This is a genomic window from Bailinhaonella thermotolerans (assembly GCF_003594875.1).
GTDB classification, from domain to species: Bacteria; Actinomycetota; Actinomycetes; order Streptosporangiales; family Streptosporangiaceae; genus Bailinhaonella; species Bailinhaonella thermotolerans.
Window position 1 is genome coordinate 52,797 of the sequence record NZ_QZEY01000005.1, and the last position, 16,635, is coordinate 69,431.

At 69.6% G+C, this 16,635-nt stretch carries 14 protein-coding genes and 1 pseudogene; 9 read left to right on the forward strand and 6 right to left on the reverse strand.

Annotated elements, in window-relative coordinates:
* Positions 1-115: 115 nt before the first annotated feature.
* Together D5H75_RS15640 and D5H75_RS15645 are read right to left on the reverse strand one after the other, a co-directional pair.
* Positions 116-1,144: a DNA-methyltransferase gene (locus tag D5H75_RS15640; RefSeq protein WP_119927207.1), complete on the reverse strand. Its 1,029-nt coding sequence runs from the start codon at positions 1,142-1,144 to the stop codon at positions 116-118.
* On the reverse strand, positions 1,141-2,055 hold the full coding sequence (locus D5H75_RS15645; RefSeq protein ID WP_242454263.1) for an adenine nucleotide alpha hydrolase family protein: 915 nt from the start codon (positions 2,053-2,055) through the stop codon (positions 1,141-1,143). Before D5H75_RS15645 ends, D5H75_RS15640 begins: the two co-directional genes overlap by 4 nt.
* Positions 2,056-2,508: 453 nt before the next feature.
* Between D5H75_RS15645 and D5H75_RS43075 the strand changes: the two genes are divergently transcribed.
* The 8 genes from D5H75_RS43075 to D5H75_RS41570 all read left to right on the forward strand — a co-directional run bounded on the left by D5H75_RS43075 (position 2,509) and on the right by D5H75_RS41570 (position 11,798).
* On the forward strand, positions 2,509-3,837 hold the full coding sequence (locus tag D5H75_RS43075; protein WP_242454264.1) for a hypothetical protein: 1,329 nt from the start codon (positions 2,509-2,511) through the stop codon (positions 3,835-3,837).
* Positions 3,838-3,839: 2 nt separating this feature from the next.
* Positions 3,840-4,862: a TrbL/VirB6 family protein gene (locus tag D5H75_RS40880; protein WP_147425163.1), complete on the forward strand. Its 1,023-nt coding sequence runs from the start codon at positions 3,840-3,842 to the stop codon at positions 4,860-4,862.
* Entirely contained in the window at positions 4,859-5,779 is a 921-nt protein-coding gene (locus tag D5H75_RS15655) for a PrgI family protein (RefSeq protein ID WP_147425164.1), read from the forward strand. The genes D5H75_RS40880 and D5H75_RS15655 overlap by 4 nt, the downstream gene beginning before the upstream one ends.
* Positions 5,776-7,545, forward strand: coding sequence for a VirB4 family type IV secretion system protein (locus D5H75_RS15660; protein ID WP_119927210.1), 1,770 nt, complete (start codon positions 5,776-5,778; stop codon positions 7,543-7,545). Before D5H75_RS15655 ends, D5H75_RS15660 begins: the two co-directional genes overlap by 4 nt.
* Complete coding sequence (locus tag D5H75_RS44130; RefSeq protein ID WP_119927211.1) at positions 7,542-9,956, forward strand: type IV secretory system conjugative DNA transfer family protein; 2,415 nt, start codon at positions 7,542-7,544, stop codon at positions 9,954-9,956. The genes D5H75_RS15660 and D5H75_RS44130 overlap by 4 nt, the downstream gene beginning before the upstream one ends.
* Positions 9,953-10,843, forward strand: coding sequence for a replication-relaxation family protein (locus D5H75_RS15670; protein ID WP_119927212.1), 891 nt, complete (start codon positions 9,953-9,955; stop codon positions 10,841-10,843). The genes D5H75_RS44130 and D5H75_RS15670 overlap by 4 nt, the downstream gene beginning before the upstream one ends.
* The gene (locus tag D5H75_RS15675) at positions 10,840-11,208 is read left to right on the forward strand and encodes a hypothetical protein (RefSeq protein ID WP_119927213.1); all 369 of its coding nucleotides are present in this window, start codon (positions 10,840-10,842) and stop codon (positions 11,206-11,208) included. Before D5H75_RS15670 ends, D5H75_RS15675 begins: the two co-directional genes overlap by 4 nt.
* A gap of 440 nt (positions 11,209-11,648) precedes the next feature.
* A complete protein-coding gene (locus tag D5H75_RS41570) occupies positions 11,649-11,798 on the forward strand; it encodes a hypothetical protein (RefSeq protein WP_202638197.1) in 150 nt (49 codons plus the stop codon).
* A 716-nt stretch (positions 11,799-12,514) separates the two neighbouring features.
* Here D5H75_RS41570 and D5H75_RS44620 read toward each other — a convergent pair.
* The 4 genes and pseudogenes from D5H75_RS44620 to D5H75_RS44750 form a co-directional block, all read right to left on the reverse strand.
* A complete protein-coding gene (locus D5H75_RS44620) occupies positions 12,515-13,138 on the reverse strand; it encodes a polymorphic toxin-type HINT domain-containing protein (protein ID WP_422674022.1) in 624 nt (207 codons plus the stop codon).
* Positions 13,105-13,988, reverse strand: a protein-coding gene (locus D5H75_RS15685; RefSeq protein ID WP_119927214.1) for an IS5 family transposase whose coding sequence is annotated in 2 segments (ribosomal slippage) — positions 13,105-13,635 and positions 13,638-13,988 — 882 coding nt in all. Because the reading frame shifts where the segments join, the coding sequence is not laid out codon by codon here. Before D5H75_RS15685 ends, D5H75_RS44620 begins: the two co-directional genes overlap by 34 nt.
* A complete protein-coding gene (locus D5H75_RS43090) occupies positions 13,880-14,605 on the reverse strand; it encodes a polymorphic toxin-type HINT domain-containing protein (protein ID WP_242454321.1) in 726 nt (241 codons plus the stop codon). The genes D5H75_RS15685 and D5H75_RS43090 overlap by 109 nt, the downstream gene beginning before the upstream one ends.
* 220 nt (positions 14,606-14,825) lie before the next feature.
* A pseudogene (locus D5H75_RS44750) lies at positions 14,826-15,125 on the reverse strand (RHS repeat-associated core domain-containing protein); the annotation flags it as partial.
* Positions 15,126-15,667: 542 nt separating this feature from the next.
* Here D5H75_RS44750 and D5H75_RS15705 point away from each other — a divergent pair.
* Positions 15,668-16,585, forward strand: a complete 918-nt coding sequence (locus D5H75_RS15705; RefSeq protein ID WP_147425165.1) for a hypothetical protein — start codon at positions 15,668-15,670, stop codon at positions 16,583-16,585.
* The last annotated feature ends 50 nt before the right edge of the window (positions 16,586-16,635 follow it).

Below are 16,635 nucleotides of genomic sequence, written 5' to 3' on the forward strand. Positions count from 1 at the left end.
CTCCGGCAACAGCACATGGACCTGGTTGCCGCGAGCGCCATCCCTGGTCCCGGGCCCGTCAGCGTACGGGCGTGAACCCGATTCGGGAGGCCCCGAGCAGGCCCTTTGTAGCCGTTCAGTCACCCTGCGCCTCCCCTGTCTCGGGAGGCTCAATGGTCGCGAGGATGCGGGCGCGGGCCAGGTCGCAGAAGGTCTCGTTGATCTCGATTCCGCTGAAGTGGCGTCCGAGACGACGGGCGGCAAGGGCAGTGGTGGCGGCGCCGGAGAACGGGTCCAGGACTGTGCCGCCGGGGCGGCAGCCTGCGGCGATCGCACGCAGCGGAATGTCGATGGGGAATGCCGCGAAGTGCGCCTGCCGCAGCGGCCGGGTCGAGATGGACCAGACATCGCCGGGGTTGGCACCTGCCTGGTGGGCGGCGTCGTGCCGACGTCCGGTCGGCAGCATCGCGCGGCCGTGGTTCTTGCCGCGGCATGCCGGCTGGGCGTCGGTGTATTTGCCTGGAGGCCAGCCCGTTTTGATCGTGGTGTGCTTGGTCCCGCAGCCGGGCCGGCGGGCGCGGCGCGAGGGTGCGCGGTCGCCGGTGTACGGCTGGCGGATGGCATCCAGGTCGAACCAGTACCGCCGCTGCTTGACCAGCAGGAAGATCAGCTCGTGCCGGGTACTGAGCCGGTCCAGCACCGATTGGGGCATCGCGTTGGGTTTGTGCCAGACGATGGCGTTGCGGATGATCCAGCCGTCGGCCTGGAGGGCGAAGGCGACCCGCCAGGGCATTCCCAGCAGGTTCTTGGGCGGGACCGCCAGGCGTGCTCGGGGGCGGATGCGCGGCTGCCGCGGGTTGTATGCCTCCCCGCGCGCCCATCCGTCAGAGTTGGCGGCGTAGCAGTCTCCGAGGTTGAGCCAGCAGGTCCCGTCATCGGCCAGGACACGGCGAGCCTCGGCGAACGTGGCGCGCAGGGTCTCGGTGTAGGCCTCGGGGGTGGGCTCCTGGCCGTACTGGTCGGGGTGCGCGTAGTCGCGCAGGCCGTAGTACGGCGGGCTGGTGACGATGCAGTCCGCCGAGCCAGTGGGCATCTCAGTGAGGACCTCGCGGGCGTCGCCCAGGTAGAGGGTCGTGTGGTCGTCGCTCCAGTACGGCGGCCTCATCGGGTCTCCCCCTCCCGGCGAGCGGCGCCCGGCCGTACCTGATCGGCCTGAGCAGGTGCCGGGGTTGCCGGTGCCGGTTCGGTAGCGGGGGGTGATTGCTCGGCGCTGCCGTTGCGGCAGGACCAGGGGGAGCAGCCGTCGGGGTCGGCGGTGTGAGTGTCGTCGTCGAGGGAGGCTTGGGCGAGGGGCCGGCAGGAGCGGTGGAGGTAGAAGGTGCCGCGGGGTGGCCGGCCCATGGCGCGGGTGCGGGGCAGGCCGTGGCGGATGGCGGCGTCGAAGTCCAGGAGTTCGGCCCAGGCGTCGGGGTCGGTGTCGCGGATGCGGCGCCAGGCGGTGTTGCCGTGGAAGGGGCAGCCGAGGCAGGCGGACTTGGGCACGTCGGGCCATCCCTTGGCGGTGAGTACGGCGTGGCAGTCGGCGCGGGTCCAGCCGAGGTTGAGCAGGGGGAAGACGTTGCGCAGGTAGCGGACGTCGGCGTCCTTGGCGCGGTGGATCTCCTCGAGGCTGATGCCGATGGCCTGTTCCGCGAAGACGCCCGGTGGGACGCGGCGGGGGTGAGGGTAGCCGAGGAGTTCGCGGATCTTGGCCTTGATGGGGCGGATCTTGTAGTTGTGGGTGCACTGGCGGGCCAGGAGGCCCCGGGTGCCGTCGGGGTTGCGGACGAAGAGCGGCAGGTAGGCGCTGGGGCGGGTGGGGTTGAGAAGGTCGGTGCGCAGGTTGCCGGTGCTGACTCGCAGGATGGGAATGCCGACGCGGGCGGCCGTCTGCTCCATCCGGTCCAGGTGGGCGTAGACCTCGCGGGGTTCCCAGCCGGTGTCGGCGAAAATGGCCGCGTCGAAGCGTGGGATGGCGCCCTCTACGGCGAGCAGGAGCAGGGTGCTGGACTGTACGCCGGCTCCGAGTGAAAGCACGCGCAGTGCCGGCTTACCCCTTGGGGAATCGTGATGTGTTTCTGTTGCCGCTCGCTTTTGTGCATGTGTGGTCGCCATTTCTGACGTTGGGACAGGGCCTCAGATACGTGCACCCGCAGCCGGGTGCCTATTCAGGCGATCACGCGCGGCTGGCAGATCTCAGGCAACCGTGAGCGCGGCACCATCTGAGGTAAGGATCGCTGCGGCACAGGGTTGGCAAGCAGATGGCAGGCCTGCTTGCCCATGACTGTGCAACGCAGGCAAGTCGCAGGCGAGTGATCTGGCTACGCGGTGTCAGGCGCGTCTCAGTTCGGTAAGAGCACTTACCGATCGTCTCGTCAATTCGTTCGTCTATTGCCATTGATTCGCTCTCAACACTGCCATTGATTCGCCTGACAAGACCCGTATACCGGGGTCGACAGCAGTAGTCGTGACCTTGTTCGGGAGCATCAGATGGGCAGTGGAATTCGACGCGCGGCCGGTATGGCCGATTCGCCGTTGGACATGGCCGAGGTCAGCTTTCGGTTGCTGGCCGAGGGACCGGGCGGACTCGGGCTGGACGGGCGGGAGCTGTCGCCGGAGATGCCGCAGCGCGCCATCGGGCTGGTGGAGCTACGGGCCTTGTTGTGCGGAAAGGTGGTCAGTCACCCCACGCGGGATCAGGTCTGGCGGGAGCTCGTACGGCGGGCGCGCGGCGCGGGGCCGGCGTGGAAGGTGGCGGCCGTCGGCATGTCGGTGCCGGCATTGAAGGCCATCACGCATGCGCTCGCCGACGGGTTGCCCGCGGACGAGGTCGGTGACCTGGAGAGCGAGGTGCTGACCGGGTTCCTGGAGGCGCTGGGGCGGATCGACGTCGAGCGGCCGAATGTGCGCCCTCGGCTGTGCGAGGCCGCTCGGCGGGCGGGGCAGCGGGTCAGGGAGCGGCGGGAGGCCGCAGTTGAGCGGCGCTTCGTCGGGTATGGCTCGGCGCCGCCGCCGATGCCGTGGGGGCACCCGGACCTGGTGCTGGCGGACGCGGTTGCCAAGCGCGTGCTGCGGCCGGTCGACGCCGAACTGATCGGGCTGACCCGGCTGGAGAACCTCACACTGGCCCAGGCAGCCCGGCGGCTGGGGCTGAGCGAGGAGGCGGCCAAGAAGCGGCGGCAGCGGGCCGAGCCTGCCCTGTGCTCCGCGATTGCCAACGGCAATGTGTCCTCGCCGCTGTCCCTGACGACCACTTCCTCCGCCCCTTGGAGGGCGGCACAGACTTCCGCGCGGAGCCGGGACGCCTCAGATACAACCCGCAAGGACGATCTGAAAGGAGGCCGGGACACCTTTCCCGGCTCCGCGCGGAACCCTCGCCCCTTCCCCCTGGCAGTCCTGCGGACGCACGTTGCCCGGCTCATGCCGCGCGGCATGCCGTATCGCTGTCGGCCGTACCGAATTGCCACCCGGCTTACCCCCCGCTTCCTCTTCGTTGCCATCGCGGTGCTCGTGCTGCTCGGCGTTGCCGTCGGCTCGGCCAAAGCGGCATCAGCGGGTCCGAGCGGCTTCCGGTCGCTTGCCGCGCCTGCCTCTCTCGATCAGGTGATCACGAATCTGCGGAACTGGCTCGTGGGGCTGCTGGTGGGGCTGGCCACGTTGATGGCCACGATCGGGGGGCTGCGGTACCTGCTGGCCGGGGGCGATCCGGGCGAGGTGGGCAAGGCCAAGAACACGCTGCGGTTCGCCGCCTTCGGGTACGCGATCGCGGCGCTGGCGCCGCTGCTGGTGCGGGTGCTCAAGTCGATCGTGGGGGTCTGACCATGACCCCCACTCCCGCCCCTGCTCCCTCGCCGGGCTCGCCGGGCTCGTCGGGCTCGTCGGGCGGGGTCAGCGTTCAGCCGCCGCTGCCGCATCCGCGCGACTGCGACATGTTCGACGTCGGCTGCCGGATCAGCCGGACCTGGGACCTGTGGCTGCGTGACGTCACCGAGAGCGCGATCCGCCCCACCTTCGACACCCTGGGCGATCGGCTGCTGTCCACGCCCCGGGTGGATGAGCTGCCCCGGGTGGTGGATCTGTGGACGGCGTCGGCGGCGCTGGCCAACGGCTGCTTCGTGCTGCTGGTGATGGCCGGTGGGCTGATGCTCATGGGTTACGAGACGGTGCAGACCTCCTACAGCGCCAAGGACGTCCTGCCCCGTTTGGTCTTGGCCTTCATCACGGCGAACCTGAGCCGGGACCTGGCCGGCAGGACGATCGAGCTGACCAACGCGCTGACCGCCGGGCTGCTCGGACCGGGGATCGACGCCGGGGTCGCGATGGGGAGCCTGCGGGACCGGCTGGTGCACAACGTGGCCTCGGGCGGGCTGTTCCTGGTGCTGCTGGTGCTGGCCGCCGTCGTGCTGGCGGTGGTGCTGGCGGTCATGTTCGCCGCGCGGGTGACGGTGACGATCCTGCTGGTGGTGGCGGCGCCGTTGATGCTGGCCTGTCATGCGCTGCCGCAGACCGAGGCGGTGGCGCGGTTCTGGTGGCGGGCGCTGGCCGGGGTGCTGGCGATCCAGCTGTGTCAGGCGCTGGTGTTCGTCACCGCGCTGAGGGTGCTGCTCACGCCGGACGGGTCGAAGCTGTTCGCCGATGAGGCGTCCCAGAGCTGGGACCTGCTGATCGTGTTGTGCCTGCTGTACCTGCTCATCCGCATCCCGGCCTGGATCAGCGTCCAGGTGTGGCGGGGCGGGCAGCGGCACGGGCCGCTACGCCAGGTGGTGCGGCTGGTCATCTTCCAGCAGGTCATGTCGGCGGTCCGGCACATGAGCAGCAGGCGGAACCGCAGGGGGCGGCCGTGAGCGACCGCGACCGCGTCAAGATCCCCGCCGATGTCGAGCGCGAGGATCGGGTGCTGGCGGGCTTGACCGCGCGGCAACTGGCGATCCTCACCGTGGCCGCGCTGTTCGGCTACATCATCTTCACTCTCCTGGCACGGCTGCTGCCCGCCGTGGTCGCCGCCGCGTGCGTTCTCCCGCTCCTGGGCCTCGCCGCCGCGCTGGCGCTGGTGCGGCGGGACGGGGTGAGCCTGGACCGGCTGCTGCTGGCAGCCTTCGACCAGACCGCCGCGCCCCGCTGGCAGGTGTCCGCCCCTACCGGAGCGCGCCCTCCGGAGGGTGTGGGGGTGCTGGAGCTGCCGGTGCGGACCGTGCGGCCGGACGGCGTGCTGGACCTGGGGTCGTACGGCGTGGCCGTGCTGGTGGACTGCGACACGGTGTCGTTCGCGCTGCGCACGGCTGAGGAGCAGCGGGCGCTGGTGGCCGCGTTCGGGCGGTGGCTGAACTCGCTCTCCCATCCGATCCAGCTCGTGGCCATCGCCGAGCCGCTAGATCTGGCCCCGGCGATCACCCGGCTGCGCGCCGACGCGCCCGCGCTGCCGCATCCGGCGCTGGAGCGCGCCGCGTTGGACCACGCCGAATTCCTCACCCGGCTCACGACCTCACGCGACCTGCTGCGCCGCCGCGTGCTGCTTGTGCTGCGCGAGCCGTACGCCGATGGCGACCTCGACGGGGCCGCGAGGCGAGTGCTGCGGCGCGCCGAGGACAGCGTGCGCGCTCTGGCGGGTTCGGCGGTCTCGGCCCGGTTGCTGGATGCCGAGGGGGCGAGCGCCGTATTGGCCGCCTGTGCCGACCCCGGTGTCCCGCCCGGGCTGGCCCGGCTGGCTCCGCCTGACCTGCCCATCACCGGCGATCAGAGCGCTGAGGAGGAGCGGAAATGACCTCGTGGAATCGCCGCCGCTCGTCTCCCTCGCGGCTGCCGGCCTCCTCCGTGGAGGTGGGGGCGCGGCATCTGGGGCTGGACGGCGGGGTGTGCGCCTCCTTCGCCGTGGTCGGCTATCCGCGCGAGGTGGGCTGCGGGTGGCTGGAACCGCTGCTGACCTACCCGGGGCGGCTGCAGGTGTCGCTGCACGTCGAACCCATCGCGCCGCTGGTGGCCGCCGACCTGCTGCGGCGGCAGCTCGCCCGACTGGAGTCCTCCTCACGGCTGGATGCGGCGCGGGGGCGGCTGGAGGACTTCGAGGCCGAGGCCGCCGCCGACGACGCCCACCAGCTCGCCCACGACCTGGCGCGAGGGCAGGGGCGGCTGTTCCGGCTGGGCCTGTACCTGACCGTCCACGCCCCCACCCTCGCCGCGCTGGAGGTCGAGACCGCCCGGGTCCGGGCGCTGGCCGCGTCCCTGCTGCTCGACGCCAAGCCAGCCACCTTCCGCACCCTGCAAGGCTGGATCACCACGCTGCCGCTGGGCGTGGACGAGCTGCGGCTGACCCGCGCCGTGGACACGGCCGCGCTGGCGGCGGCGTTCCCCTTCACCTCACCGGATCTGATCGCGCCGCTGGGTGAGCACCCGGTGCTGTACGGCGCGAACGCCGACTCCTCCTCGCTCGTGTTGTGGGATCGGTTCGCCCAGGACAACCACAACTCAGCCACCTTGGGCCGGTCCGGGAGCGGCAAGAGCTACCTGGCCAAGCTGGAAGCCCTGCGCAACCTGTTCACCGGGGTCGAGGTCGCCGTCATCGACCCCGAGGACGAGTACGGCCGCCTGGCCGAGCTCGTCGGCGGCGCGCACCTGCGACTCGGAGCCCCCGGAGTCCGGCTCAACCCGTTCGACCTTCCGCGCGGGCGGGACGCGCTGACCCGGCGGGCCCTGTTCCTGCACACGCTGCTGGCCGTACTGCTCGGCGAACACCTCGACCCGGCGGCCAAGGCCGTACTCGACCGCGCGCTGATGGCCGCCTACCGGCAGGCCGGGATCACGACCGACCCGCGCACGTGGAAGCGTCGCCCGCCGCTGCTGTCCGACCTGGCCAAGGCCCTCGCCGAAGACGACGGGGCCGGCAGGCAGCTCGCCGCGCGGCTGGCGCCGTACGTCACCGGCACCCACAAGGGTCTGTTCGACGGGCACACCACCACCCGGCCCGACTCCCACCTGATCGTCTTCTCCCTGCGTGACCTGCCCGACGAGCTCAAACCCGCCGGGACCCTGCTGACCCTGGACGCCGTGTGGCGGCGAGTGTCCGACCCGCGCGAGCGCCGCCCGCGGCTGGTCATCGTGGACGAGGCATGGCTGCTCATGCGCGACCAAGCAGGGGCCAGGTTCCTGTTCCGGATGGCCAAGGCCGCCCGCAAACACTGGGCCGGCCTCTCGGTCATCACCCAGGACGCCGCCGACCTGCTCGGCACCGACCTCGGCCAGGCCATCGTCGCCAACGCCGCCACCCAGATCCTGCTCCGCCAAGCCCCGCAGGCCATCGACACCGTCGCCGACGCCTTCCGCCTGTCCGAAGGCGAACGACAGTTCCTGCTGTCGGCCGAACGCGGCAAGGGCCTGCTCACCGCCGGAACCGCCCGCGTCGCCTTCGACGTGATCGCCAGCCCGGCCGAACACCGCGTCGCCACCTCATCCCCCGCCGAACTGGCCGGCCTCGGCGACGCGGACGACCTGAACGAGTTCACCGACTTCAACGAGGAGGACGAGTCGCTGTGATCCCCGACTGGCACCAGGACCCCTGGGGCGCGCTCAAGTATGCGCTGAGCTGGCTGGACGCCCACCTTCCCCAGGTCATCGCCGCCCTCGCAGCCGCCGAGGGGCTGCGTCTGCTGGCCGTACGGCTGCGCCACCGCCGCCTGGCGCGCGACGCCCGCTACATCGAAATCCTCGCCCCGCCCACCGCCACCCTCACCCAGGCCACCGCCCTGTGGTCCAACCTCATCGGGCTGCTGCGCCCGGCCTGGAAACGGCTGCTGCTCGGGCAGCCCCACCTGAGCCTGGAGTACCTGTTCGACTCCACCGGGGCCCGCATCTGCCTCTGGGTGCCGGGCGTCGTCCCGCAGCACCTGGTCGAGCAGGCCGTCGAAGCCGCCTGGCCCTCCGCCCGCACCCACACGATCGAACCCGTGCCGCCGGTACCGCTGGAGGGGTACGCCACCGGCGGCAGCCTCGTCCTTGCCCGGCCCGAGGCGCTGCCGCTGCGGCACCGCTTCGACACCGACCCGCTGCGCGCCCTGCTCGGCGCCGCCACCGGCATGCCACCCTGGCAGCACGCCGCCATCCAGATCCTGGCCCGCCCCGCCACCGGCCGCCGCCTGTCCGCCGCCCGCGGCCTTACCGCCCTCACCTGGCTCGCCCGCGAACTGCTCGACCTGATCAGCCCCGGCCACGCGCCCTCCTCCCGTTCCGCCCACCCGGCCCCGGCGGATCGGGCCGAGCGGCTGGAGGAGACCGCTCAGGCGCGAGCCGTACACGACAAAGCCCTCCAGCCCCGCTACGAAGTCGCCATCCGCTACGCCGTCGCCGCCGAAACCGCCGACGACCACGAGCAAGATCTCGTACGGCGGCACGCGATCCGTGGCCGGGCCCACGCGCTGGCTTCCGCGTTCGCCGTCTTCGCCGGGCACAACCGCCTGGAACGGCGCCGCCTGCGCCGCGCAGCCGCCGTACTGGACGCTCGCAGCCTGAGCCGGGGCCAGCTCATGTCGGTCGCCGAACTGGCCGCACTCGCCCACATCCCCACCGACGGGGCCGTGCCCGGGCTCCGCCGCGCCGGCGCCAACAGCGTCCCGCCCTCACCCCAGATCGCCTACGGCGGCGCCTGGGCCAAGCCGTTCGGCGAAGCCGACGCCGGCCACGCCCGGCCGGTCGCCCTGCGGGTCGCCGACTCCTTCCACCACGTGCACGTCCTGGGCCCCAACGGCACCGGCAAGTCCACCCTGCTGGCCCACATGATCCTGTCGGACGTGCTGGCCGGACGCGGCACGGCCGTGATCGACGCCAAGGGCGACCTCATCACCGACCTGCTCGGGCTCATCCCCGAAGAGGTCGCCGACCGCGTCGTCCTCATCGACCCCGACGACCGCCACCCGCGCCCGGCGCTGAACGTGCTCCAGGGCGACGACCGGGACATGGCCGCCGACAACCTGGTCGGGATCTTCCACCAGATTTACCGCGACTTCTGGGGACCGCGCACTGACGACATCCTGCGCGGCTGCTGCCTGACCCTGGCCCGCGCCGACGGCACCCTGGCCGACGTACCCCGCCTGCTCACCGACCGCCTCTACCGGCACCGCCTCACCAGCGGCCTCGGCGACCCGCTGCTGCGCGGCTTCTGGTCCTGGTACGAACACCTGACCCCGGAGGCCCAGGCCCACGTCACCGGCCCCATCATGAACAAACTCCGCGCCTTCCTGCTGCGCCCGTTCGTCCGCGACGTCCTCGGCTCAGCCCGCTCCACCTTCAACGTCGGCGACATCCTCGACGGGGGCCTGCTCCTGGTCCGCCTGCCCAAGGGCGTCCTCGGCGACGAAAGCGCCCGCCTGCTCGGCTCCCTCGTCCTGGCCCAGGTCTGGCAGGCCGCCGCCGCCCGCGCCCGCCTCGGCCGCCACCGCGCCCCCGCTGCCGTCTACGTCGACGAGTGCCAGAACTTCCTCACCCTGCCGCACGCCCTGTCCGACATGCTCGCCGAGGCCCGCGCCTACCGCGTCTCCCTCACCCTGGCCCACCAGCACCTGGCCCAACTGCCCCGCGACCTGCGTCAGGCCCTCAGCTCCGACGCCCGCAACAAGATCTACTTCTCCCTCTCGCCCGAAGACGCCGGCGCCGTCGAACGCCACTTCGCACCCCACCTGACCGCTCACGACCTGGCCAACCTCGGGGCCTACCAGGCCGCCGCCCGCCTGGTCGTCCACGCCGCCGACGCTCCCCCGTTCACCCTGCGCACCCAGCCCCTGCCCCAGCCCGACCGCCAGCGCGCCGACCGCATCCGCGCCGCCGCCTCCGCCGCCCACGGCCGTACGGCACACGCCTGCGCACCCCGCTCCGACGACCCCCGCCTCACCCCAGACCCCCGCCTCAACCCAGGCCTCCGCCTCATCACCACGACCGAAGGAGAAGACCGATGACCAAGCACAACCCGGCCGTCCTGGCCGGCCTCGCCGTCCGCCTCACCCACCGCGACCGCACCCTCATGCACCTGATCTGGGAACACCGCGTCCTCACCAGCCCCCAGATCGCCCAACTCGCCTTCGACTCCGACGACACCGCCCGCAAACGCCTCCTCACACTCCACCGCCTCGGCGTCCTCGAACGCTTCGCCCCCCGCCTCCCACCCGGCCTGGGCACCGCCCCGTACCACTACGTCCTCGGCGAATACGGCGCCGCCGTACTCGCCGCCGAAGACGGCCTCGACACAGCCGAGTTCGGCTACCGCCGCGACCGCGCGATCGCCATCGCCTACAGCCACAAACTCGCCCACACCGTCGGCGTCAACGGCTTCTTCACCGCCCTCACCGCCCACGCCAACCGCGTCAGCACAGCGCGGCTGATCACCTGGTGGCCCGAACACCGCTGCACCCAGCACTGGGGCGACATCGCCCAACCCGACGCCTACGGCCGCTGGACCGAGAACGGCGAGACCATCGACTTCTTCCTCGAATACGACACCGGCACCGAAACCCTGGACCGAGTAGTACGCAAGCTCGACCGCTACACCCAACTCCACCAGACCACCGGCATCGCCACCCCCATCCTGTTCTGGCTCACCGGCGACCGACGCGAAGCCAACCTCCGCAAACGCCTCCAGGCCCACCCCGCCGCCGGAGCCCTCCCCATCGCCACCGCCAGCCGCTCCGCGCTGACCGGCCCCCTGAACGAAGGCCCCGCCGCCGACCTCTGGCTCCCCCTCCACACCAAAGCCCCCCGCCGCCGCCTCGCCCGCCTCACACAGGTCTGGCCCCACCCCGCGGCCCCGCGCCAGCTCGCCCACACGGACCTGGAGGACGCCCTGTGAACACCCACCCCATCACCGCGCCGGCCCTGGGACTCACCCTCGTTCTCGCGGCCCTCCTCACAGGCCAGCAGCAGGCCCGTGCCGCAGGCATCGGCACCGAGATGATCCGCGAAGGCCGCGTCATCGGCAGCGCCCACACCACCTCCCCGCGCACCACCCTCGACGTGTGCGACCACATCAAGGGCGACGCCTACCGAGTCCGCACCCACTGGACCAACTCCATCGGCATGCGCGGCACCCTCGAACCCCGGGACGGCCGCTGCGCCTCCAAGGACATGTGGTTCGGCATCACCTTCAAGACGGTGCAGCTCTGCGAGGTCTACCTCGGCAAACAACGCGACTGCCAGAACGCCCGCCGCCGATAACCCCACCACCGTCACCGCCCATGCCTACGATGGGTGACGACCGATCTCCCTCTTTTCTTTGTCGATCAGCAGGAGAAGGTCCACGGGCCGGTCCCAGATGGGGCCGGCCCAGTTCATCTGAGTTCTTCGACCAGGGCTGGCCACCCGACAACCTCTTCGGCTAACGAGGAGCCGACGGAGCCGGACCGTCGTAACAAGCCTCGACCGCAGGTCAACGGCGAGCACTACTCGCGAGGTGGGCGCAGCCATCTCCGCCTATACGAGGCCCTCTTCACGAAGGATGCCCAGCGGCTAGACACCCGCGAGCGCGTGTGGGCAGCACGGCGCGTGCGGCTCGAAAAGGGGTCGCACCCGCCGCCGAGGCTCCTACGCGTCGGCCTCGTCCCCACGTGGGAGCCAGGCCAGCGTGTCCTCGTTCTCCGCCGCGGTCCGGTAGGGCCTTGCCCACACTTTTGCGGGCGATCTCCCGCAGGGTCTTCGAATGGTGCGGTGCGGGCAGGACCGCGGTGCCGATGGAGTCCTGCCACATGGTCCCCTGCACGAAGACGGAGCCGTCCACGGTCGACATGACGAAGGCGGTGCAGCCGTAGGCCCAGCCTGTGACCCTCATCTCACCGCCCCCTGTCCATGATGTCTCAGTCGTCCAGCAACTCGACCATGACCCAAACGGCCTCCGGCGGCTCATCGTCCGTCAGGTCGCCGGCTCCCTCCAGAGCCATCGGTACGGGGCGGGAGAGAAGGAACCTCCGGTCCTATGCGAACAATCTTGACTGCAAGACGAAGAATCTCAGGGATCTATTGAAGCGGAGCCCTCCAAATCTCCGCGTCACAGGACAGAGCAATGGACCACACTTCCTCCACTTTCGAAAGCGTAAACTCTTTTGGATGATCATCCGTTGCATGGATGATCGCACGGGATCCAGACACCCAGAATCTCCTATATCGCGACCGAGTGGCATCGTCAATCAATTCCGCTCTGCCGCCAATTTCAGCTATGGATTGCAGCAAATCAGGGAGAGGGACTCTATTTGGAAAATTTCCATATTCTCGCACTAGCGTCTCGGGAATCACATCTCTATGAGGCAGCGACAAACGATGCGCCTGAATAGTTATCCCCGCACATTCCCATAAACTTTCGACTTTGAGGAACGACAGCTCTACGAGGCCATAGTCTCGACGCATGCGGCCCTTGCGCACGTCATCGACATACTCGTCACCGAGAGCCTGACTCCATTGCTCAAGACTGGACCCCAACCCCAGCCCTCGAACCTGGCCAGCCATAGATACATCGCGGAAGAAGCTGATACTAGTCACCCATCTTCTCCAATACCTTGATGGGGGAATGCATCTCGGCAGCCCGATTTGAGCGCATGCCAAATTCTGCAGCATTCGTACTGGCGCGAGCAGACTTGGCCTTGACAATTATATCGGCCCTCAGGCTAGGGTTCGAGTGTATCTCATCCAGGACCATCTGAACTTCTTTCGAACTGGCCGTGCCAGACCTAAGGCGAATAGGCTCAGCCCCAATCCCGCCTTGACCGTCGGGAAAAATTCTCACCTCATTGTTCCCGATGTGAACATGAGCTCCCTTGGTAGCCCAATCCTGATACGCAACAGACGCGTGAATGCATCCGCTTGAATTGTGTACCAGAACTGGCGTCTCGCGTGCCAACACATAATACGTGTGTACGCCTGCGACAGTAAGGTTGTAGGTGCGCTGTTGTGCCGTCCAACGCTGTATGTCAGCGATCGCGACCAGTTCGCCTTCAAGGGTTCGCAGGCGGTCCCCAGGCCGAAGGTCGCCAGCATTGGTCCAGGCTTTTACTGAGGCAGCCCAGAAGGGATGATGGTCAGTGGCGAGGATCGCACCGGTTACGCTTCCCGCTAGGGCGTGTTTTATGGATCTCGTCGGAGCCAGAGCAGTAGGCAGGCGATGGTGAGCGCGGACCGGTAGTGGATGGCGAGTTTGTCGTAGCGGGTGGCGATGCCTTTGAACTGCTTGAGCCGGTTGATGCAGCGCTCGATCACGTTGCGGCGCCGGTAGACGGCGGGATCGAAGGCGGGCGGCCGTCCCCCGCCCGAGCCGCGGCGAGCGCGGTTGGCCACCTGGTCGGCGCGTTCGGGGATGGTGGCGGCGATGTGCCGGCGGCGCAGATAGCCGCGGATCGCCGCCGAGCTGTAGGCCTTGTCGGCGATCACCCGCTGCGGCCGGGTGCGGGGCCGCCCGCGCCCGGCCCGGGGGATGCGCACCGTCTGCAGCAGGGCAATGGCCTGGGTGCAGTCGTTGATGTTCCCACCCGTCACCAGCACCGCCAGCGGCAACCCCGTCCCGTCCACGGCCAGATGCACCTTGGTGGTCAGCCCGCCCCGGGATCGGCCCAGCGCCTGGCCGCCCGGGCCGCATTCGCCCGCATTCGCGCCGCCCGCCGGCCCCCTTTACGAGCTCCGGCCGCGTGCTGATGCGCCCGCACGATCGTGGAGTCCACGCACACCGCCGACCAGTCCACCACCCCGGCCGCATCCCCGTGCGCCTGGACATGCTCCCACAGCCGATCCCAGGTACCGTCCGCGCTCCAGCGGCGGAACCGCTGATAGACCGTCTGCCACGGGCCGTACCGCTCGGGCACGTCCCGCCAATCGGCCCCGGTCCGGATCTTCCACACGATCCCGTTCAGCACCTGCCGATGATCACGCCATCGCCCACCCCGCGGCGGATCCGGCGGCAGCAACGGCGCGATCCGCTCCCACGCCGCATCACTGAGCTCATGACGACGAACCACACACCCATCACGCCACGAACCACCAGCCCGCGCAGCCGAATCCCCAACTCACCCCTGACACCACCCCACCTGATCCACAAAACACGCCCTAGGCCGTCGGTGTCGATGGTGAGTTGGACGTAGTCCTTGCCGTCGTCGGTGGTGATGGTGGCGACGACTGTCTTGGCTTGCGTTTTTCCGGTGTAGGGGTCGGTGGCGAGGACCTTGTCGCCGGTCTTGATCTGCTCGATGGGTTTGGCGGTTCCGTCGGCGAGGAGGACGCGGGTGCCGGCGACGAAGCTGTCTCCGCACCCGGCTGCGAGCGCCTTCTTGAAGGCTTCGCGCAGGCCCTTGCTCCAAACGTTGACAGGCAGGCGAGGAGCGCGGCCTGAGGCGCTGAAGGTGACGGGGTCGTGCGTCCTGGTGTACTCGTCGAAGAGCATGCCCCGCCAGTCGCCGCAGGTGTCGGCCATGTCGGAGCAGATGCTCATGGCGAGTGCGACTTGCTGGTGGTACAGCTCGGTCTCGAAGTTTGCCGGGCTGTAGTAGCGGTTGACGACCGCCTTCACGTAGCGGGTGTAGAAGGCCTTGCGGAAGGCATTGATGTCGATCTTCTCCGGGACGTAGATGTTGCCCACGCGTCGCTTGGCGTATCTCGTGGTGACGTGTTCCCGGTTGCCTGTACGGAAGTTGTTGCCCTGTCGCCCCTGGTTTCGGGTTGGCGAGGGAGCCTTTGCCTCGCGGGTTGCTGTAGCACCTCCAGTCGGTGCAGCCTTCGTCGCCGGCGCCCAGGGGTGCGAGACCGCCGGGATCGGACAAGGTGATGGGGTTGTTGTTGGCGTAGCTGTAGGTGCCGTTGCGCTGTTGCGGGTCGGCCAGGTCCTGGATGGGGTCGGGGCTGATGAAGCGGCCGATGGCCGGGTCGTAGTAGCGAGCGCCAGTGTGGACCAGGCCTGTGGAGTCGTCCTCGGTCTGACCGACGAAGCCGCGCTGAGTGGTGAGGATGTCGTCGCGGCCTCCGCGGTGTGCGCCGTAGGGCAGATAGCGCTGGCGGGAGACCTTTCCGGACCAGCCTTCGACGGTGATCTGGGTGGAGGCCTGATGGTCGCCGCCGGTCCACACCGGGGCGCTGTCGCCGCTGCGGCGGTGGGCCACCATCGCGCCGTCGCTGCCGTAGTAGCGGGTGGCGCTGAGCGTCCCGGTGCTGGTGGTCTTGATCTCGGTGCCGGGCAGGTAAAGGGTGGTGCTGCCGTCGGGGTCCTTGTCGAATCCGTGGTGGCGGGGGGCGCCGGTGAACCCGGCCGCCGCGAGGTGGTCCAGCAGGGCGTGGACGGCCGGTGTCCAGCGGCCGGTAGGCCGTCGGACCGTGCCGCCGATCCGGACGAGGTGGTTGACGCCCCCGCCGATCCGGACGACGTGGTTGACGCCCCCTCCGATCCGGAGGAGGTGGTTGACGTCCCCGCCGGTCAGTTCCTCTTCATCGTTCCGCGGTGGCGGCACGTCGCGGGTCCTTCAGCTCCGGGGTAAGAGCCAGAGCCTCCCGGCGCCGGGCGCCATACCTGATCGTTCCAGACCGAGATCAGGCCCAACTGGAGTGAGCACAGATCTCGGGCGACGACAGCCCGTTTCTCGGATCAAGTGCGAGCCAGATGAGCAAGACGCCCATGTACGCGAATTCTGATCATTATCGTGTCGTGGTCATGAGCGACATGACGGATATCGAGTCGGCGCGCAGGGCGGCCGGTGCGTCCCTTCAGTACTTCTGGGAGGCCACCGAGTACGGCACGCTCGATGACCTGGAGGACGAGGACGAGGACGAGGTGAGGGACGCCTGCGCGGCCATCCAGGAGGCTGTTCCCGACGACCCCACCAGCGCCGTGTGCCTGACGGTGCTGGCCTTGGGGAAACTGCGGGCCCACCTGAACGAGGTTTCCGACGGCGGCGAGGATCACTTCGAGTCGCAGTACGATCCGCCGGCCGGGCTGGACGAGGACGACGAGCTCGGACAGGAGCTGGCGGGAGAGGTGGTGGAGGCCGCGCGACATGCCCTCGGACTTCAGCCGGACGACAACCTCGCGGCCTTCTCGCTCGCGTGCGCACTGCACTGGCTGGGCGAGGACGAATCGGCGGCCGCCGCTTACCGTGAGGCGCTGCGTATCGACCCTCACGACGACATCGCCAGGGCGCGTGTGGAGGAACTGGAGGACGTCGTGCTTCCCGATCCCCCGGCAAGGATCACCACGCGCCATCCCTACGGATTCCACCTGCTGGAGATGACCCGCCTGGTCGGCCATAGCGGAGGAGCCAAGGGGCAGGTCTGGCTGCTGAACGACGCGTCCGCCGTACGGAGCGCGGCGGAGGACTATCTCGCCGAATGGCTGGACGGCCGTGGCCAGGGACTGGACGAAGACTTCGGGGTGTGGACCCACGTCCCCGGCGGCCAGAGCGGCGGAACGGAGCTGGCCGAGGTGCTTCGGCAAGACCCGGCCGGCGGTCCGGCGCTCGACTGGTCCCGGGTGTTCCTGCCGTCTTTGGCGCACGGGCGGCTTCCGGCCGGCCATCCGGTCCGTTGGCTGGGGCGGCTGCACTTCTTCGGCCGCACCGAGCACGACGATTAAACCGGTACACCCGTCCCTGGGCCACGATCACCGGGTACTCCGCAGCCGTC

Excerpts from the sequence above, each read along its gene's own strand:
- D5H75_RS15640 (WP_119927207.1), bottom strand. The coding sequence starts at position 1,144 with ATGAGGCCGCCGTACTGGAGCGACGACCACACGACCCTCTACCTGGGC.
- D5H75_RS43075 (WP_242454264.1), top strand. The coding sequence starts at position 2,509 with ATGGGCAGTGGAATTCGACGCGCGGCCGGTATGGCCGATTCGCCGTTG.
- D5H75_RS40880 (WP_147425163.1), top strand. The coding sequence starts at position 3,840 with ATGACCCCCACTCCCGCCCCTGCTCCCTCGCCGGGCTCGCCGGGCTCG.
- D5H75_RS15660 (WP_119927210.1), top strand. The coding sequence starts at position 5,776 with ATGACCTCGTGGAATCGCCGCCGCTCGTCTCCCTCGCGGCTGCCGGCC.
- D5H75_RS15670 (WP_119927212.1), top strand. The coding sequence starts at position 9,953 with ATGACCAAGCACAACCCGGCCGTCCTGGCCGGCCTCGCCGTCCGCCTC.
- D5H75_RS15705 (WP_147425165.1), top strand. The coding sequence starts at position 15,668 with ATGAGCGACATGACGGATATCGAGTCGGCGCGCAGGGCGGCCGGTGCG.